At 68.1% G+C, this 15,569-nt stretch carries 11 protein-coding genes; 7 read left to right on the top strand and 4 right to left on the bottom strand.

From position 1 onward, the window contains the following. Positions 1–7: 7 nt before the first annotated feature. Together dnaX and MLE27_RS00340 are read right to left on the bottom strand one after the other, a co-directional pair. Positions 8–1,957, bottom strand: coding sequence for a DNA polymerase III subunit gamma/tau (gene dnaX, locus MLE27_RS00345; RefSeq protein WP_243309867.1), 1,950 nt, complete (start codon positions 1,955–1,957; stop codon positions 8–10). Positions 1,958–1,999: 42 nt separating this feature from the next. After that, positions 2,000–2,926 (bottom strand): branched-chain amino acid transaminase, encoded by a 927-nt coding sequence (locus MLE27_RS00340; RefSeq protein WP_243309866.1) that lies wholly within the window; start codon positions 2,924–2,926, stop codon positions 2,000–2,002. Between the two features lie 261 nt (positions 2,927–3,187). Between MLE27_RS00340 and MLE27_RS00335 the strand changes: the two genes are divergently transcribed. The 5 genes from MLE27_RS00335 to MLE27_RS00315 all read left to right on the top strand — a co-directional run bounded on the left by MLE27_RS00335 (position 3,188) and on the right by MLE27_RS00315 (position 10,362). Further along, on the top strand, positions 3,188–4,192 hold the full coding sequence (locus tag MLE27_RS00335; protein ID WP_243309865.1) for a tRNA dihydrouridine synthase: 1,005 nt from the start codon (positions 3,188–3,190) through the stop codon (positions 4,190–4,192). Then, positions 4,173–5,024, top strand: coding sequence for a 4-hydroxy-3-methylbut-2-enyl diphosphate reductase (gene ispH / locus MLE27_RS00330; RefSeq protein ID WP_243309864.1), 852 nt, complete (start codon positions 4,173–4,175; stop codon positions 5,022–5,024). The genes MLE27_RS00335 and ispH overlap by 20 nt, the downstream gene beginning before the upstream one ends. Positions 5,025–5,039: 15 nt before the next feature. Continuing rightward, positions 5,040–6,005, top strand: coding sequence for a chemotaxis protein (locus MLE27_RS00325; protein WP_243309863.1), 966 nt, complete (start codon positions 5,040–5,042; stop codon positions 6,003–6,005). Between the two features lie 417 nt (positions 6,006–6,422). After that, positions 6,423–8,246 (top strand): methyl-accepting chemotaxis protein, encoded by a 1,824-nt coding sequence (locus MLE27_RS00320; protein WP_243309862.1) that lies wholly within the window; start codon positions 6,423–6,425, stop codon positions 8,244–8,246. Positions 8,247–8,394: 148 nt separating this feature from the next. Then, entirely contained in the window at positions 8,395–10,362 is a 1,968-nt protein-coding gene (locus MLE27_RS00315; RefSeq protein ID WP_243309861.1) for a response regulator, read from the top strand. On the opposite strand, the gene MLE27_RS00310 is transcribed toward MLE27_RS00315, so the two are convergent. Beyond that, the gene (locus MLE27_RS00310; RefSeq protein ID WP_243309860.1) at positions 10,359–11,060 is read right to left on the bottom strand and encodes a TVP38/TMEM64 family protein; all 702 of its coding nucleotides are present in this window, start codon (positions 11,058–11,060) and stop codon (positions 10,359–10,361) included. The genes MLE27_RS00315 and MLE27_RS00310 overlap by 4 nt on opposite strands. A gap of 56 nt (positions 11,061–11,116) precedes the next feature. Here MLE27_RS00310 and MLE27_RS00305 point away from each other — a divergent pair, with 56 nt between their 5' ends. After that, positions 11,117–12,148, top strand: a complete 1,032-nt coding sequence (locus MLE27_RS00305) for a tetratricopeptide repeat protein (RefSeq protein ID WP_243309859.1) — start codon at positions 11,117–11,119, stop codon at positions 12,146–12,148. Positions 12,149–12,215: 67 nt separating this feature from the next. Further along, on the top strand, positions 12,216–13,187 hold the full coding sequence (locus MLE27_RS00300; protein WP_243309858.1) for a DMT family transporter: 972 nt from the start codon (positions 12,216–12,218) through the stop codon (positions 13,185–13,187). An 82-nt stretch (positions 13,188–13,269) separates the two neighbouring features. Here MLE27_RS00300 and MLE27_RS00295 read toward each other — a convergent pair whose 3' ends face one another. Next, positions 13,270–15,555, bottom strand: coding sequence for a cysteine synthase (locus MLE27_RS00295; protein ID WP_243309857.1), 2,286 nt, complete (start codon positions 15,553–15,555; stop codon positions 13,270–13,272). Positions 15,556–15,569 lie beyond the last annotated feature (14 nt).

Raw genomic sequence — 15,569 nt, 5'->3', positions numbered from 1 at the left:
ATCAGGTTCACGATTTGTGTTGCACGTCGATGATGTAGGCCCCGAGCGTCTCCTGGGCCTCCTTGAAGAGCGGGCTCTGCTCCACCTGGGCGCGCAGCTCCTGCGTGGGCTTGCGCTGGGCGGTGCGCTCCACGTCGAAATCGAGGCCCGTGTCAGGGCCGAAATAGTCGTGCACGAGGCCGCGCAGCACGGCGACGGATTCGGGCTTGCCGGTGATCTGCCCGTACATGAACTCGTTCTTGCACTTCAGGCGCAGCACGTCGCCCCTGTCCCCGGCGTCCAGAGCCCCCCCGGCGAGCTGCCCGAAGGCCACGCGCAGGGGCGGATGGTTCTTGAGCGCGTGCAGGGCGTAGTCGTGGAAGGCCTTCCAGGTGCGCGGCCCGCGCGGGCGCTCCACGGCGGGAGCGGGCGGCGTCTGGCCTGACGCATTCTGGCTGTTCGGGCCAGGCGCGGGACCGGCAGAGGCCGGACCCCCAGCAGGCTGGGCCTGATACGGGGCCGATGCCTGGCCCGGTTGCGGAGCCTGATACGGGGCCTGTTGCGGCGCAGGACGCGGAGCCGGAGACTGGTGCTGTCCCTCGTTGCTCTCGGAGCCGGGCGCCGGGCGCGGGGCTCTGGGCGGGGCGGATTCCGGGCCATAAGCGGGTGCAGATGCGGGCGCGGCCTGGGGCGGACGCCAGCCCTGCGGACCCTGCTGTCCGCCGCCGGATTGCGCCCCACCGTACTGCTGGGCCGCCCCCTGGGGCGGGTTGCCGTAGGGGCCGGGTCGCGGGCCGCCCCCGTAGCTTCCGCCGGGGCCGCCGCTGGGGCCTGAGGGCCGCGCGGGCGGGCAGGCTCCGGCGCTCATGGCCTCCAGGGAGAGCAGGCGCGGCACGTAGGCCAGGTTGAGCATCAGAAGCTCCAGGGCCAGCGCTGGCTCCAGGCTGGTCATCACCCGGCGCTGGCCTTCCAGGGTCATCTGCCAGCAGGCGTGGATGTGCCGGGCCTCGAAGTCCCTGGCCCAGCCGAGCCACTGGCGGCCCTCCTCCTCGGAGAGCTCCAGGGAACCCAGGGCCTTCTCCCCGGCCTGGTTGAGCAGGAACAGGTTGCGCCAACTGGAGGCCAGCTCGCGCAGGAAGAAGCCGATGTCCAGGCCGCGGTCCAGCACGTTGCGCAGGAGTTCGCTCACGGCCAGGCAGTCCTGATCCTTGAAGGCCTGCATGAGCGTGAGGAACACGTCCTGCCCGGCCAGGCCCAGCACGTCGCGCACGTCCTGCTCGCGCAGGCTCTCCCCGCCCATGGCCAGCACCTGGGCCAACAGCGACATGGAATCGCGCACGCTGCCCGCGCCGCGCCGGGCGATGAGGCTCACGGCCCCCTGCTCGTAGGCCACATTCTCGCGGCTCAGCAGGCCGCTCAGGTGGGCCTCCAGCTCGGGCTGCATCAGGCGCTTGAACACATAGTGCTGGCAGCGACTGATGATGGTGGGCAGTATCTTGTGGGGCTCGGTGGTGGCCAGGATGAAGGTCACGCGGCCAGGCGGCTCCTCGAGGGTCTTGAGCAGCGCGTTGAAGGCCGCCTTGGAGAGCATGTGCGCCTCGTCGATGATGAAGACCTTGTAGCGGCTCTGCAGCGGGGCGTAGCCGATGTCCTCCTTGAGGCGGCGGGCTTCCTCGACGTTGCCGTGGGTGGCGGCGTCGATCTCGATGACGTCGGGGGAGACCCCGGCCGTGATCTGGCGGCACTGGGAGCACTCGTTGCACGGCTCGGCCGTGGGGGCCGTCACGCAGTTGAGCGCCTTGGCCAGCACGCGGGCCAGGGTGGTCTTGCCCACCCCGCGCGTGCCGGAAAAGAGGTAGGCGGGCGCGATCTTGTCCTCGGCGGACGCCTTGGACAGGATGCGCTTGATCGCTTCCTGGCCGGCCACGTCGCTGAAGCGCTGGGGCCGGTATTTCGATGTGAGGCTCGGTGCTGACATGGTTTCGCCCGGGGGGCCGCCAGGCCCCCCGATGGAAAATCGCTAGACGGTGTATCCGTGCAGCCAGGAGGCGTACGCGGGGTTTTCGCCCTTGACCATGCGGAAGAACTCCTTCTGCAGGAGCTTGGTCACTTCCCCCGCCCTGCCCTGGCCGATGACGCGCCGGTCGATCTCGCGGATGGGGGTGATCTCCGCCGCGGTGCCCGAGAAGAAAGCCTCGTCCGCGGTGTAGAGCTCGTCGCGGGTGAAGCGCTCCTCGCGCAGGGGGATGCCCAGGTCGCGGGCGAGGGTGATGATGGCGTCGCGGGTGATGCCCGAGAGCACCGAGGTCAGCGGGGGGGTCTTGATGGCCCCGTCCTTGACCATGAAGATGTTCTCGCCCGAGCCCTCGGAGACGAAGCCGTCGGTGTCCAGAAGCATGGCCTCGTCGTAGCCGTCGGCCAGGGCCTCGGTCTTGGCCAGCACGGAGTTGACGTAGTTGCCGCAGACCTTGGCCTTGGTCATCATCACGTTGACGTGGTGCCTGGCGAAGGAGGACGTCTTGATACGGATGCCAAGCTCCAGGGCCTCCTCGCCCAGGTACGCGCCCCAGGGCCACACGCAGATGGCGTTGTGGATGGGGTTCTTGCCGGGGCTCACCCCGAAGGACATGCCCGTGCCGATGAAGGTGATGGGCCGGATGTAGCCCTCCTCCAGCTTGTTGGCCTTGAGCGTTTCAAGGATGGCCTCCACGATCCGCTCCTGGGTGAAGGGCATGGCGATCTCGACGATCTTGGCGGACTCGAACAACCTGCGCACGTGCTCCTTGAGGCGGAACACGGCCGAACCGCCGCCCGCCTGCTTGTATGCACGGATGCCCTCGAACACGCCCACGCCGTAATGAAGGGTGTGGGTCATCACGTGAACGCGCGCCTCATCCCAGGGGACGAGCGCGCCGTCGAACCAGATCAGCTCGGTTTTGGGCGACATGGAGACGGTCCTTCCTTATACGTACTATTCCTGGCGCGGGAAGCGTCCCGGGCTCGAAACGGGCAGGCTAGACAAAAGCCCCATCCAGGTCAAGAAGGCCCGGGGAACGCACGCGCCACGCGCAGCGCCGCCTTACGGCGGCAGCGCGGGCGCGTGCCCGCCAGGAAGCGCGGATAGGCCTCGCCGGAGCTGCCGCGCCCTCTCTTCCCAGGTCTCCGGCCATTGCCAAGCGGCCTCCCCGTGCGTATTGGACATCAGCCCATGAGCACCACGCCCCCCATCGGCCCAGGCTTTCCCTGGCTGGCCCCCCTTGCAGGATACTCCGACCTCCCCTTCAGGATGCTCTGCCGCGACTACGGCGCGGCCTGCGCCGTCACGGAGATGGTCAGCGCCAAGGGCATGGTCTATCACAGCCCCGGCACCAAGGACCTGCTCGCCACCTGCCCGGAGGACTCTCCCCTGGTGGTGCAGCTCTTCGGCGCGGAGCCGGAGATGTTCGCCCGGGCCATGGACATGCTCCTGGAGCGCGGCTTCCGCTATTTCGACCTCAACTGCGGCTGCTCCGTGCCCAAGGTGGTCAAATCCGGCTCGGGCTCAGCCCTGCTGCGCACCCCGGAGCTGCTCTACGCCATCGTGAAGGTCATGGTGGCCAAGGCGGGCCCCGGGGCAGTGAGCGTGAAGCTGCGCACCGGCTGGGCCGCCGGCGACGAGGCAGTGTTCCCGGTGGCGCGCGAACTGGAGAATCTGGGCGCGGCCTGGCTCACCCTGCACCCCCGGCACGCCAGGCAGGGCTATTCCGGAACGGCGGACTGGTCCCAGGTGGCAAGGCTGAAGCAGGAGGCGGGCATCCCGGTGCTGGCCAGCGGCGACCTGTTCAGCGCCGCCGACGCCCGGCGCTGCCTGGAGCGGACAGGGGCCGACGGCGTGATGTTCGCGCGCGGGGCCATGTACGACCCGGCCGTGTTCAGCCACTTTTTGAGCGATGCGCCCCAGGCCCCCTCCGGGCCGGAGGTGGCCCGCATGATCGAGCGCCACGCTGCCTACATCCGGCGCTTCGGCAGGCCGGAGAAGGCCATCCTGCGCATGCGCTCCATCGTGCCCCGCTACATCCGCAACCTGCTGGGGGCGCGTGTGCTGCGCCAGGAAGTGGGTTCGTGCGCCTCGTGGGAGCATCTTTCGGAAATCGTCGAGCGGGTGGCCCAGGCGCAGTGCGCGCCCAGCGAAGGCCACCACCAGGAGGAGCGCGATGGAAGTCATCAGGGCTAAATCGGCCGGATTCTGCATGGGCGTGGGCCTGGCCCTGCGCAAGCTCGACGAGCTGCTTGCGGACCAGTCCCTCTCCGCCCCCATCTGCACCTTCGGACCCCTCATCCACAACCCCCAGGTGCTCAAGGAGTACGAGGAGCTGGGCGTGGCCTGCTCAGAGAACCCCGAGGAGATAGAGGCCGGGTCCATCGTGCTCATCCGCGCCCACGGCGTGCCCCGCCTGGTGTACGAGCGCCTGGCCGCAAGCGGCCTCAAGGTGGCCGACGCCACCTGCCCCAAAGTGATGAAGGCCCAGCGCCTGATCGCCAAGGAGGCCGCCAAGGGGGGCATCCTGCTGCTCTACGGCGAGGAGGACCACCCCGAGGTGCGCGGGCTTTTGAGCCACGCGGCCAACGGGGCCATCGTCTTCGGAAGCCTGGAGGAATTGCCGGAGGACACGCTGGACCCGAGGGAATCCTATTTCCTGGCGGCCCAGACCACCCAGGACGACGCGGGCTTCGAGCGCATAAGGGAGCGGCTGTTCCATCTGCTGGGCCGCGAGATACCGGTGCTGCGCACCATCTGCGACGCGACGCAGAAACGCCAGGAGGAGGTCATCGCCCTGGCCGGCACGGTGGACATGATCGTGGTGGTGGGCGGGCGCAACAGCGGCAACACCCGCCGCCTGGCCAAGGTCGCCCAGGACAGGGGGGTGCCCTGCGTGCATGTGGAGACGGCCGACGAACTGCCCCTGGAAAAGATGCGCGGCCTCGCCCGCATTGGCTTGACAGCGGGAGCCTCAACCCCCAAAAAGATCATCGACGCGGTGGAAACCGCATTGCTGAAGCTGTAACTTCGGAGGGACCTGATGGCCCAGACCAACATTCTGCTCGAATCCGGCACCAACGAGCTCGAAATCGTCGAATTCTACCTCGACGAACAGGTGCCGGAGGGCGATCCCTCCGGGCTCTCGACGTACAAAGGCTATTACGGGGTCAACGTGGCCAAGGTGCTGGAGATCATCCGCCTGCCCAGAGTCACCGAATTGCCCGAGGTGGCCCACCCTTCCGTTCTGGGTGCGTTCAACCTGCGCAATCACATCATCCCTCTTGTGGACCTTTCCGTCTGGCTGGACAAGCAGCGCGAGGACACTGAGTCCCCCAAGGTCATCGTCACGGAGTTCAACAAGGTCACAACGGCCTTCCTGGTCACGGGCGTCACGCGCATCCACCGGCTCAGTTGGGAGGCCGTGGAGCCGCCCAACAACTACGTCTCCACCCTGAGCGGCGACTCCATCACCGGCGTGGTCAAACTGGAGGACCGCATCGTCTTCCTGCTCGACCTGGAAAAGATCGTGGCCGACCTGAACCCCGCCCTGGGCCTCAAGCTGGACACCACCGTGGACTGGCGGGCCAGCAAGCGCTACCGCGCGCTCATCGCGGACGACTCCGCCCTGGTGCGCGAGATGCTGCGCGACCTGATGGAGAAGGCCAATTTCGACGTGGAGGTGGTGAACACCGGGCTCCAGGCCTGGGAGCGCCTGCTGCAGATCAAGCAACTGGCCGAGGAGAACAACTCCGACGTGACGGACTACGTGCAGGTGGTCGTCTCCGACATCGAGATGCCCACCATGGACGGCCACAACCTCACCAAGCGCATCAAGGAGGACAACGCCCTGGGCAAGCTGCCGGTGCTGCTGTTCTCCTCGCTCATCACGGACAAGCTGCGCCACAAAGGCGAGGCCGTGGGCGCCGACGACCAGATTTCAAAGCCCGAGGTGAGCCAGTTGGCCCTGCGCGCCAAGACCATCATCGAGCAGCGCCTCGGGGCCTGAACCCGGCCACGCGCCCGCCAGAATGCAACAACGCCCGGAGGCTTTCGCCTCCGGGCGTTTCGTTTTCACCCTCGATCCCTTCCCGTTTGGGGTGTTTGCGCTTTCTGGTGTACCTTTCCTTGCCGTCCATGGCCTTCCCCGGCGGGGGCTGGCGCTTGCGCACCGCCGGGAGCTCCTCTTGCCGGATGACGATGCTCTCTTTCGCCTTCATGGCGTCCTCCTCGCTGAATCTCAGCCGCAGCAATAGTCATCCGATCCGGCCTTGTCCATAGGCCCACCTCCATACTTGTTCTCGCTCCGGGAATATGGCACCTGTTCGCCATATCAACGCGAGCTCACCACATCCAGCCAGCATCGCCGGAATGTCGATTGAACGTTCGTGCGTATACCGAACCTTTTATTCAACTGGGCGACCGAATGAAGAACACCTCCCTCCTCGTAAAGCTTGGCGGAATCGCCATCATCACCTCCCTGCTGACCGCCGCGGTGGGCATGAGCGGCTGGGTGGGCCTGGACAAGGCCAACAAGTCGCTGGAGAGCTTCGCCACCAATACGTTCCCCTCGGTCAGCGCCCTTTCCGAATGCAAGGACGGCATCGTCTCGGCCAGGCGCATCGAACAGAGCCTGCTGATACCCGAGCTGTCCACCAAGGACGAAATCGCCAGCCGTACCGCCATGTTCGACAAGGATTGGCAGCGGGTCCGCGCGGGCGTGAGCGCCTACGACGCCCTGGAGATGGACGAGCGCGAGAAGCGCGAATGGGCCGACGCCAAGGCGGGCATCGCCGAGATGGAGAAGCTCCAGCTCGAGGTGCTGGGCCTGGTGAAGGAAGGCAAGCGCACCCTGGCCATGGGCAAATCCGGCTCAAAGGGCCGCGAAGCGTTCCGGTCCGTGGCCGCCAAGCTGGACGCCCTGGTCAAGTACAACACCGACGAAGCCCGGACCACGGTCGACAGCTCCGTGGCTGACGGCAAGGCCTCCCAACGGTTCCTGACCATCACCGCCCTGAGCTGCGCGGCGCTCTCCATCCTGCTTTCGCTGCTCGCGGCCAGGGCCATTTCCGGCGGGCTCAAGCGCGTGGTCGGGTTCGCCGGGGCCGTGGCCGCGGGCCGACTGGACGAACGCCTCGACATCGACCAGAAGGACGAGGTTGGCCAGCTTGCCCAGAGCCTGCGCACCATGGTCGCCAGCCTCAAGGAGATGATCGCCCACGCCAACGAGCAGTCCGAGCAGGCCCGCCTGCGCACCCAGGAGGCCGAGCAGGCCACCAGGGAGGCCGATGCGGCCAGGGCCCAGGCCGAGCTGGCCAAGGCCGAGGGCATGCTGCAGGCGGCGCGGCGCATCGAGGGCGTGGTGGCGGTTGTCACCTCCGCCTCGGACAAGCTTTCGGAGCAGATCGAGCAGTCCTCCCGGGGCAGCGAGGTGCAGTCGCAGCGCATCGGCGAGACGGCCGCCGCCGTTTCGCAGATGAACACCACCGTGTTGGACGTGGCCCGCAACGCCGGCAATGCGGCGGAGATGTCGGGCAAGGCCCGCTCGCAGGCGGAGGACGGCGCGGGCATCGTGGGCAGGGTGATCGCCGGCATCGGCGAGGTGCAGCAGCAGGCCCTCTCCCTGAAGGACGAAATGACGGACCTGGGCAAGCAGGCCCAGGGTATCGGGCAGATACTGGGGGTCATCTCCGACATCGCCGACCAGACCAACCTGCTGGCGCTCAACGCCGCCATCGAGGCGGCCAGGGCCGGGGAGGCCGGGCGCGGCTTCGCCGTGGTGGCCGACGAGGTGCGCAAGCTGGCCGAGAAGACCATGACCGCCACCAAGGAAGTGGGCGACGCCATCCGCGCCATCCAGGCCAGCACCCGCCACAGCATCGAAAGCGTGGACGGCGCCGTGGCCAGGATCGGCGAGGCGACGGAAATGGCCGGGCAGTCCGGCGAAGCCCTGACGCGCATCGTGGAGCTGGCGGAGATCACCAGCGACCAGGTGGCGTCCATCGCCACCGCCTCGGAGGAGCAGTCCGCCGCCAGCGAGGAGATCGCCCGCTCCATCGACGACGTCAGCCGCGTCTCCAACGATACGGCGGTCTCCATGCAGCAGTCGGCCAGCGCTGTGCAGGAGCTGGCCGCCCAGGCCCAGGAGCTCAGAAATCTCGTGATGGAGTTGCAGAACACCCCGGCGGATAGCTCTGCGGACGGTCAGGCGGCCCTGCCGGGCGGCCGGAGCGCGCTGGCGCGGGGCTGAGCGGGAGCGAAGAACGGCCCGGGGCCGTCCCCTCGCCTGGAGAGTAACTTCATCCGGCACGGCGGCGTCCAATCCTTTGAGGAGACCGCAAACAGCAACGCACAGGCCTCCGACCCCGATGGCCGCATGGGATAAAGACTCTACAGTTATGGATCAGCAGCCCCCCCCTTCCCCGGCGGCCAACGGCCTGCCGGCTGAATTCAAGACTCTCGCCAGGCGCGCGCCCGTGTCGGTCATGCACGTCGACAGGCAGGGCCTCGTCTCCTACGTCAACGACTGGCACCTCGCCCACTTCGCGCGCGGCCTGCACGAGAAGGACTACTTCATCGGCAAGCCCCTCAGTTCACTGCCGGGCATCGATTCGGCCGGGGTCGCGGGGAGGCTCGCCTCGGTCTTCGATGGCGACGACGTCCTTTTGGAAAAGGTCTTCACCCCCGAGTTCAGCGGGGGGCAATCCGGCTACCAGACCATCCGGGCCACCCCCGTGCTCAAGGAGGGCGAGTTGTGCGGCGCGGTGGTCATCCGGGAGGACGTGACGCGCTGGGTCGAAATGGAGCGCGTGGCGCTCAGCGAACACAACCGCCTGCGGGACCTGCTCAACGCCACCACGGATTCGGCCGTGCTCATCGACGCCAACGGCCGTTTCGTGGCCCTCAACGACGAAGCCGCCAGACGCCGCTCCATGACCGTTGACGAACTCCTGGGCAAGAGCATCTACAAGTACCTTGACCCGGAGGTCTCGCTGTTCCGGCGCGCCATGTGCGAGAAGGTGCTGGCCGGGTCAGGCCCGGTCCAATACGAGGAGAAGATCAAGGGCCGCATCTTCATGGTGAGCATCTACCCGGTGCTTGATTCCAAGGGCGCCGTCACGCGCCTGGCCTCCTTCTCCCGCGAGATCACCGAGCGCAAGAACATGGAGCGGGCGCTCATCAAGGCCAGGGAGCGTGCCGAGGCCTCCTTCGTGGCCAAGACCCAGTTCCTGGCCAACATCAGCCACGAGCTGCGCACCCCCTTGAACGGCATTCTGGGCGCGGCGCAACTGGCCCATTCCGAACCGCTCAGCGAGGATCAGGCCGAACTGTGGCGGATAGTCGGGGATTCGGGTGAGCGCCTGCTGCAGGCCATCAACTCCCTGCTGGACCTGGCGGACATCTCCTCCCACGCGCTCCAGGCCTCCATGAAGCCGTTCGACCTGCACCGCTGCGTGGCTTCGGTGGTGAGGAACTTCACGGTCCAGGCCCGGCTCAAGGGGCTGGAGCTCTCGGCCGAGATCCACCCTTCCGTGCCCGTGGTCGTGGCCGGGGACGAGTTCCGCCTGCGCCAGGTGCTGGTGAGCCTGCTCTCCAACGCCATCCAGTGCACCGATGCGGGGCACGTGCTGCTTTCGCTCACGCGCATCGAGTCCATCGACCTGCACGGCGAGAGCCTCTTCACCTGCGAGGGCGGGCTGCCGCTGCTCTTCACCGTGGAGGACACGGGCGTGGGCATCCCGGCGGACAGGCTGCCGCACATCTTCGAGAGCTTCTCCCTGGCCGAGGACACCCTGACCAAGCGCTACAGCGGCTCGGGCGTGGGGCTGGCCATCGCCAAGGGGCTGGTCGAGCTGCTGGGCGGGCGCATCTGGGCGGAGAGCACGCCCGGAGCGGGCAGCGCCTTCAGCTTCACCGTATCCTTCTGGCAGCCGGGAGAGGACGTACAGGACGTGCTGGCCGGACATGTGGACGGCCAATGCGGCGACGCCCGGGTGCTCATCGTGGAGGACGAACACACCAACCGCGTCACCGCGGCCAGGATGCTCAGCGCCCGGGGCTACACCGTGCTGGAGGCCGAGGACGGCCAGCAGGCCCTGCGGATGCTGCGCACGAACCCGGTGGACGTGGTCCTCATGGATATCCAGATGCCCGTCATGGACGGCATCACGGCCACGCGGCTCATCCGCAACGGAGAATTGCACTCCGTTGACCGGGCCATACCCATCATCGCGCTGACGGCCTACGCCACCCACAGGGATAGGCTCCGCTTCCTGCGCGAAGGCATGAACGATTTCGTGACCAAGCCCTTCAAGGCGGCCGACCTCGCCTCGGCCATCGAGAAAGCGCTGGCCCGTGGCCGCTAGGCCGGGGGGACGTCCTTCACGCGCCTGAACCGGCGCAGGGCCCATTTGGCCAGCACGGGAAACAGCGCCAGCAGGGCCAGCGAGCCGAGCACCCCGGGCGAGAGGATGTCGCCGACCCTGTCGATACGGCCGAGCTCCGTTCCGGCGTTGACGAACACGATGGTCCCCGGAAGCATGCCCAACTGGGAGACGAGGTAGAACTTGCCCAGGGGCATCCTGGTCAGGCCCATGACCAGATTGATCAGGAAGAAGGGTATCACGGGCACCAGGCGCAGCGACGCCAGGTACCAGGCCCCCTCGCTGGCCAGGCCCCGGTCCACCTTGTCCAGCACGGCCCCGAAGCGGCCGCGCACCCAGTCCCGCAGGAGGTAGCGCGAGAGCGCGCAGGCCAGCGTGGCCCCCACGCTGGAGGCGAACGAGACGGACGCCAGCCCCGACCAGAACCCGAAGACGGCGCTGCCCGCCAGAGTCAGCACGGCCGCGCCCGGCAGGTTGAGGGCCGCGGCGGCCACGTAGAGCGCGAAATACCCCGCGAGCATGGACGCCGGATGCGTGGCGTAGAGCGCCTGGAGCCCGTCGCGAGAGGTTTTGAGGGTTTCCAGGTTGAAGTACCGCGGGCCGCCCAGCCAGAAGAACGCGCCCACGGCCAGCGCCGCGCCAAGGGCAGTCAGCCATTTTCCGGCAGCTTTTCCCGCCATTTTTCCCCTCCTCGCCGCGTATTGCCAGCCCATCTGGCCGGTGCTACGTGTGGCGAATGGTTTACAATCCCGCGACAGTCGGCCTCGCCCTCATCAATTCCGACGCGGCCCTGGTGGCCAAGGACAGGCGCACCCTTTCAGACATGGGCTACAGCAGCATACGCCTGTTCCCCTCGCTGGTCGAGGCCCGGCCGCACCTGGGCGACGAGGGCGTGGGGCTCATCCTCCTGGGCGACCGCACCGGAGCCCTCTCCGGGATCGAATGCCTGCGGGCCATCAAGCGCGACAAAACTCTCCAGCACAAGGCCGTGGTGATGCTCACGGCGGAGTGCCGCCGCGAGCGCGTGCTGGAGGCCGTCTCCGCCGGGTGCGGCGGCTATGTGCTGCGGCCCTACACGCCTCAGACCTGCGCCCGGCACCTGCGCTCCGCCTGGGAGTCCTCCCACCCCGACGACGACCGCGCCCAGCGGATGGCCCAGGCCGATGAGCTGGCCGCCGCGGGCGACCACGCCCAGGCGGCGGCCGCCTACTCCAGCGTGACCCAGACCCGCAACGAGGCCATGGACCTGTTCAACCAGGGCCTGGAGCACCTGCGCCTGCAGGAGTTCGGGCTGGCCATCCAGGCCTTCAACCAGGCCCTGGCCATCAACACCATGTTCGCCGAGGCCTACAAGGGCCTGGCCCACGCCCACAAGGGCCTGGGCGAACAGGAGAAGTACCTGGAGTACCTCAACCGCTGCGCTGACATCCTGGCCATCCAGGACAAGCTCCAGGAGCTCAAGGAGCTCTTCGCGGAAATCCTCGAGCAGGACCCGGACGCCGTCAACCCGTACAACAGCCTGGGCGTTCGGCTGCGCCGCTCGGGCGACCTCTCCGGCGCGCTGCACGCCTACACCCAGGCCTTGATCCTCACTCCCAGCGACGAGAACCTGCACTACAACATCGCCAAGGCCTACGTGCACGCCTCCCGGCGGGAAAAAGCCAGGGATCATCTGCGCCAGGCCCTGGCCATCCGGCCAGAATTCACCGAAGCGGACCAGATGCTCGCCGAACTGGAACAGGAAGGCGGGGAGGCCCAAGGCGCTTGATCTTTGCTCCGGCTTGCGGCTAAGTGCCCGGACGGCCTTCGCGGAGGGACAATCCTCGGAAATTCCTATGCAATCCGTAGGAATCCGGCGTCCGCCCCCGCCACGGGAGAAGGCCCCGGGAAGGAGCATCGCCATATCCAGGTCACTTCGGGCAGACATACTCCTGCTCATCACCGCCCTCGTCTGGGGCTTCGCATTCGTGGCGCAGCGCGTGGGCATGGAGCACGTGGGGCCCTTCGTTTTCAACGGCGTTCGTTTTGCCCTGGGCGCCTGCGCCCTGCTGCCGCTGGCCATCCGCTCCACGGGCCGCATCTTCCCCAGGGAGTGCTCGAACGCGCCCGCCTGGCTTGGCTACCTCTGCGCCGGCGCCGCGCTGACCGCCGGGGCCAGCCTGCAACAGATCGGCATGCTGCACACCACGGCGGGCAACGCCGGGTTCATCACCTGCCTGTACGTGATCCTGGTGCCCCTCTTCGCCGCCCTGCTGGGCAGGCGCACGCCGCTGGGCACGGTGCTCGGGGCATTGTGCGCCGTGGCGGGCATGTATCTGCTGAGCATCAACGAGCAGTTCCGCATCAACCCCGGCGACCTCATGGAGCTCATCGGAGCCTTCTTCTGGGCCGGGCACGTGCTGGTGGCGGCCTGGTTCGCGCCGCGCATGAACCCCATCCACCTGGCCGTGGGCCAATATGCGGTCTGCTCCGTGCTGAGCCTGATCTTCGCGGTGGTGACGGGGGAATCCTTCGCGCTGGACGGGCTGATGGACGCGGCGGTGCCCATCCTCTACGGCGGGCTGCTCTCGGTGGGGCTGGCCTACACGCTGCAACTGGTGGCTCAGCGCGACGCCAACCCCTCCCACGCGGCCATCATCCTGAGCCTGGAATCGGTGTTCGCGGCCCTGGGCGGCTGGCTGCTCATCGGGGAGACGCTCACCCCGCGCGGCATGGCCGGCTGCGCGCTGATGCTGGCCGGGATGCTGCTGTCGGAGCTGTGGCCCCGCAAGAACGGCATGGCCCCGGAACACGAAACCTGCACCTGATGCTGCGAGGCCACTGAGCCTCGCATCGGGCGGCGATTGCGCCAGCCGGAGACGGGTGCCCAGCCCGAGGCCCTGAGCCGCCCTATTCCGGGCTGACGGTGAAGAGCCGCGGCCCTGCGGAGGTGTCCTCCAGCCGGAGGCCCATGAGCCCGAGCTGCTCCCGCAGGGTGTCGGCCAGGTCGAAATCCTTGGCGGAGCGGGCCGTCTCGCGCTTCTCCACCATGCTCTGGGCCAAACCCGGCCAGGCCTGCCTGGCCAGGGGCAGGCGCGATTCGTCCATCACCCCCAGAACCGCGTTCACGGCCTTGAGGCCCTCCAGGTAGATGGCCGCGTCCCCGGGGGTGGGGCCGCGCGTTCCGGCGGCCGCGTTGGCCCGGCGGCAATAGGCGAAGAGCTGCGGCCAGAAGCGGTGCAGCCCCAGGTCGTCGTCCAGGGCCTGCTCCAGCTCGGCGCGCAAGGTCTCCACGGCCTGGGCCGCGTCGGCCGAGGCCACGGAATCGTTCACGGCGCAGTGCGAGAGGTTCACGGCCGTGTCCTGGAGCTTGCGCCAGTTCCTGGCCCACATGGAGAGCGTCTTCTCCGAAACGTCCAGCGGCCTGCGGTAGTGCAGCGAGAGCAGCCACAGCCTGGCCGCCTGGAACCCGCCCATGCTCCGGGCCACCTCGGCCAGGTCGCAGGAATCCCCCGAACCCTTGACCACGCCGCTGGTGAGCCAGGCCGCCGGGCGCGCCACGCCGGTCAGGTTCCAGATGGCGCGCAGGTTCTCGAGCATGGGGAAGCACTGCCCCTCGCCCGCCAGCACCGCCGAGAGCTTGGGCAGCCGCTCCAGGGGGCAGGCCGCCATCTGCAGGAACCAGCTGGGGCGCACGGCCCCCCACTCGGTCTGCACCACCTGGCCGAGCTTGAGATCCTGCAGGCTCACGCGCTTGAGCAGGGTGAAGTCCTGCGGGTGGTCCTTGAGGTAGGCGGCCAGGTCCACGGTCTTGCCCAGGGCCAGCTTGCCCAGGTTGGCGTGGGAGAGCGCCCCGTAGCCCTTGTCGCGGGCCACGTCGAAATACACCGAGCGCAGCCGCTCGTAGCTGTAGCCCTTGCGCATGAGCGCCCTGGTCATGTCCAGCATGCGCTCCAGCGAGGCCGAGGCCATGGCGAAGCTGGCCTCCACGCGCAGTTGCGCCGCCAGCCTGCCGAGCCCGTCCAGGGCCTGGCGGGCGAAATCCTCCCGCGAAAGCCCCGCCGCGCGCGATGCGGCCAGGGCGCGATCGTCCATGTCGGCCAGGCCCACCACCACGGAGGAGGCCGCGTCCCGCCCGCGCCCGTGCCGGGCCAGCACGTCCAAAAGCACGATGCGCCGCCAGCATTCGGCGTCGGCCGTGGCGTCCAGGCTGGGGCCGGGGGTGTAGAATCCGGCCGCGCCGGGGGGCAGGTGAACGTGTTTGCCGGTCTCCACGGTGCGCAGGCGCACGCCGCGCTGCTCCTGCGCGGCGTACAGTTCGGTGGAGAGGTAGCGTTCGCCGCCGTCGGGCAGGATGGCCACCACCAGCCCGGAGACCAGCTCCCGGCAGAGGCTGGCCGCCGCGGCCATGGCCGCGCCGCCGCTCATTCCCGCCAGGATGCCCTCCTGGCGCGCCAACTGCCTGGCCATGTCGAAGGCTTCCTCGTCCTCCACGCGCACAACCTCCAGCGCCCGCTTGTCGTAGATGCCCGGCGGGTAGGACTCCTGCATGTTCTTGAGCCCCTGTATCCTGTGCCCGGGCCTGGGCTCCACCGCCACCACTTTGACGGCGGGGTTCAATTCCTTGAGTTTCTTGGCGATGCCCATGGCGGTTCCCGATGTTCCCAGGGTGGCCACCACGTGGGTGACCGCGCCCCCGGTCTGGTCCCAGATTTCCTGGCCTGTGCCCCGGTAGTGGGCCTCTATGCTGGCGGGATTGTTGAACTGATCCATGAGCACGTAACGTTCGGGGTATTCGCGGGCCAGGCGGTAGGCCTCCTCGATGGCCCCGTCCGTGCCCAGGTGCCCGGGGGTGAGCAGCAGCTCGGCCCCGTAGGCCCGCATGATGCGCTTGCGCTCCTCCGAGGCGGAGGACGGCATGACCAGCGTGAGCTTGAGCCCCTTCACGGCGCAGACCATGGCCAGGCCGATGCCGGTGTTGCCCGAGGTGGCCTCGATGACGGTCTTGCCCGGGGTGAGTTCCCCGGATGCCTGGGCCGCCTCGATCATGGCCAGGGCCACGCGGTCCTTGATGGAGCCGCCCGGATTCTTGGCCTCCAGCTTGACCAGCAGGGTGACGTCCGGATTGGGGTTGAGGCGCCGGATGGTCACCAGCGGGGTGTCGCCCGCGAGAGAGAGGATGTCTGCGTGTGCCATGCCCCTGGATTTAG

Origin of the sequence: Fundidesulfovibrio agrisoli, assembly GCF_022808715.1 — a bacterium.
GTDB lineage: Bacteria > Desulfobacterota > Desulfovibrionia > Desulfovibrionales > Desulfovibrionaceae > Fundidesulfovibrio > Fundidesulfovibrio agrisoli.
Note: the sequence above shows the minus strand (reverse complement) of the source record. Positions and strands in the feature narration are given on the sequence as shown.

What these genes read in the sequence shown, in the direction of transcription:
- MLE27_RS00300 (WP_243309858.1), top strand. Translation starts at nt 12,216, where the DNA reads ATGCAATCCGTAGGAATCCGGCGTCCGCCCCCGCCACGGGAGAAGGCC.
- ispH (WP_243309864.1), top strand. Translation starts at nt 4,173, where the DNA reads ATGGAAGTCATCAGGGCTAAATCGGCCGGATTCTGCATGGGCGTGGGC.
- MLE27_RS00320 (WP_243309862.1), top strand. Translation starts at nt 6,423, where the DNA reads ATGAAGAACACCTCCCTCCTCGTAAAGCTTGGCGGAATCGCCATCATC.
- MLE27_RS00310 (WP_243309860.1), bottom strand. Translation starts at nt 11,060, where the DNA reads ATGGCGGGAAAAGCTGCCGGAAAATGGCTGACTGCCCTTGGCGCGGCG.
- MLE27_RS00340 (WP_243309866.1), bottom strand. Translation starts at nt 2,926, where the DNA reads ATGTCGCCCAAAACCGAGCTGATCTGGTTCGACGGCGCGCTCGTCCCC.
- MLE27_RS00325 (WP_243309863.1), top strand. Translation starts at nt 5,040, where the DNA reads ATGGCCCAGACCAACATTCTGCTCGAATCCGGCACCAACGAGCTCGAA.
- MLE27_RS00335 (WP_243309865.1), top strand. Translation starts at nt 3,188, where the DNA reads ATGAGCACCACGCCCCCCATCGGCCCAGGCTTTCCCTGGCTGGCCCCC.
- MLE27_RS00305 (WP_243309859.1), top strand. Translation starts at nt 11,117, where the DNA reads ATGGTTTACAATCCCGCGACAGTCGGCCTCGCCCTCATCAATTCCGAC.
- MLE27_RS00315 (WP_243309861.1), top strand. Translation starts at nt 8,395, where the DNA reads ATGGATCAGCAGCCCCCCCCTTCCCCGGCGGCCAACGGCCTGCCGGCT.
- dnaX (WP_243309867.1), bottom strand. Translation starts at nt 1,957, where the DNA reads ATGTCAGCACCGAGCCTCACATCGAAATACCGGCCCCAGCGCTTCAGC.
- MLE27_RS00295 (WP_243309857.1), bottom strand. Translation starts at nt 15,555, where the DNA reads ATGGCACACGCAGACATCCTCTCTCTCGCGGGCGACACCCCGCTGGTG.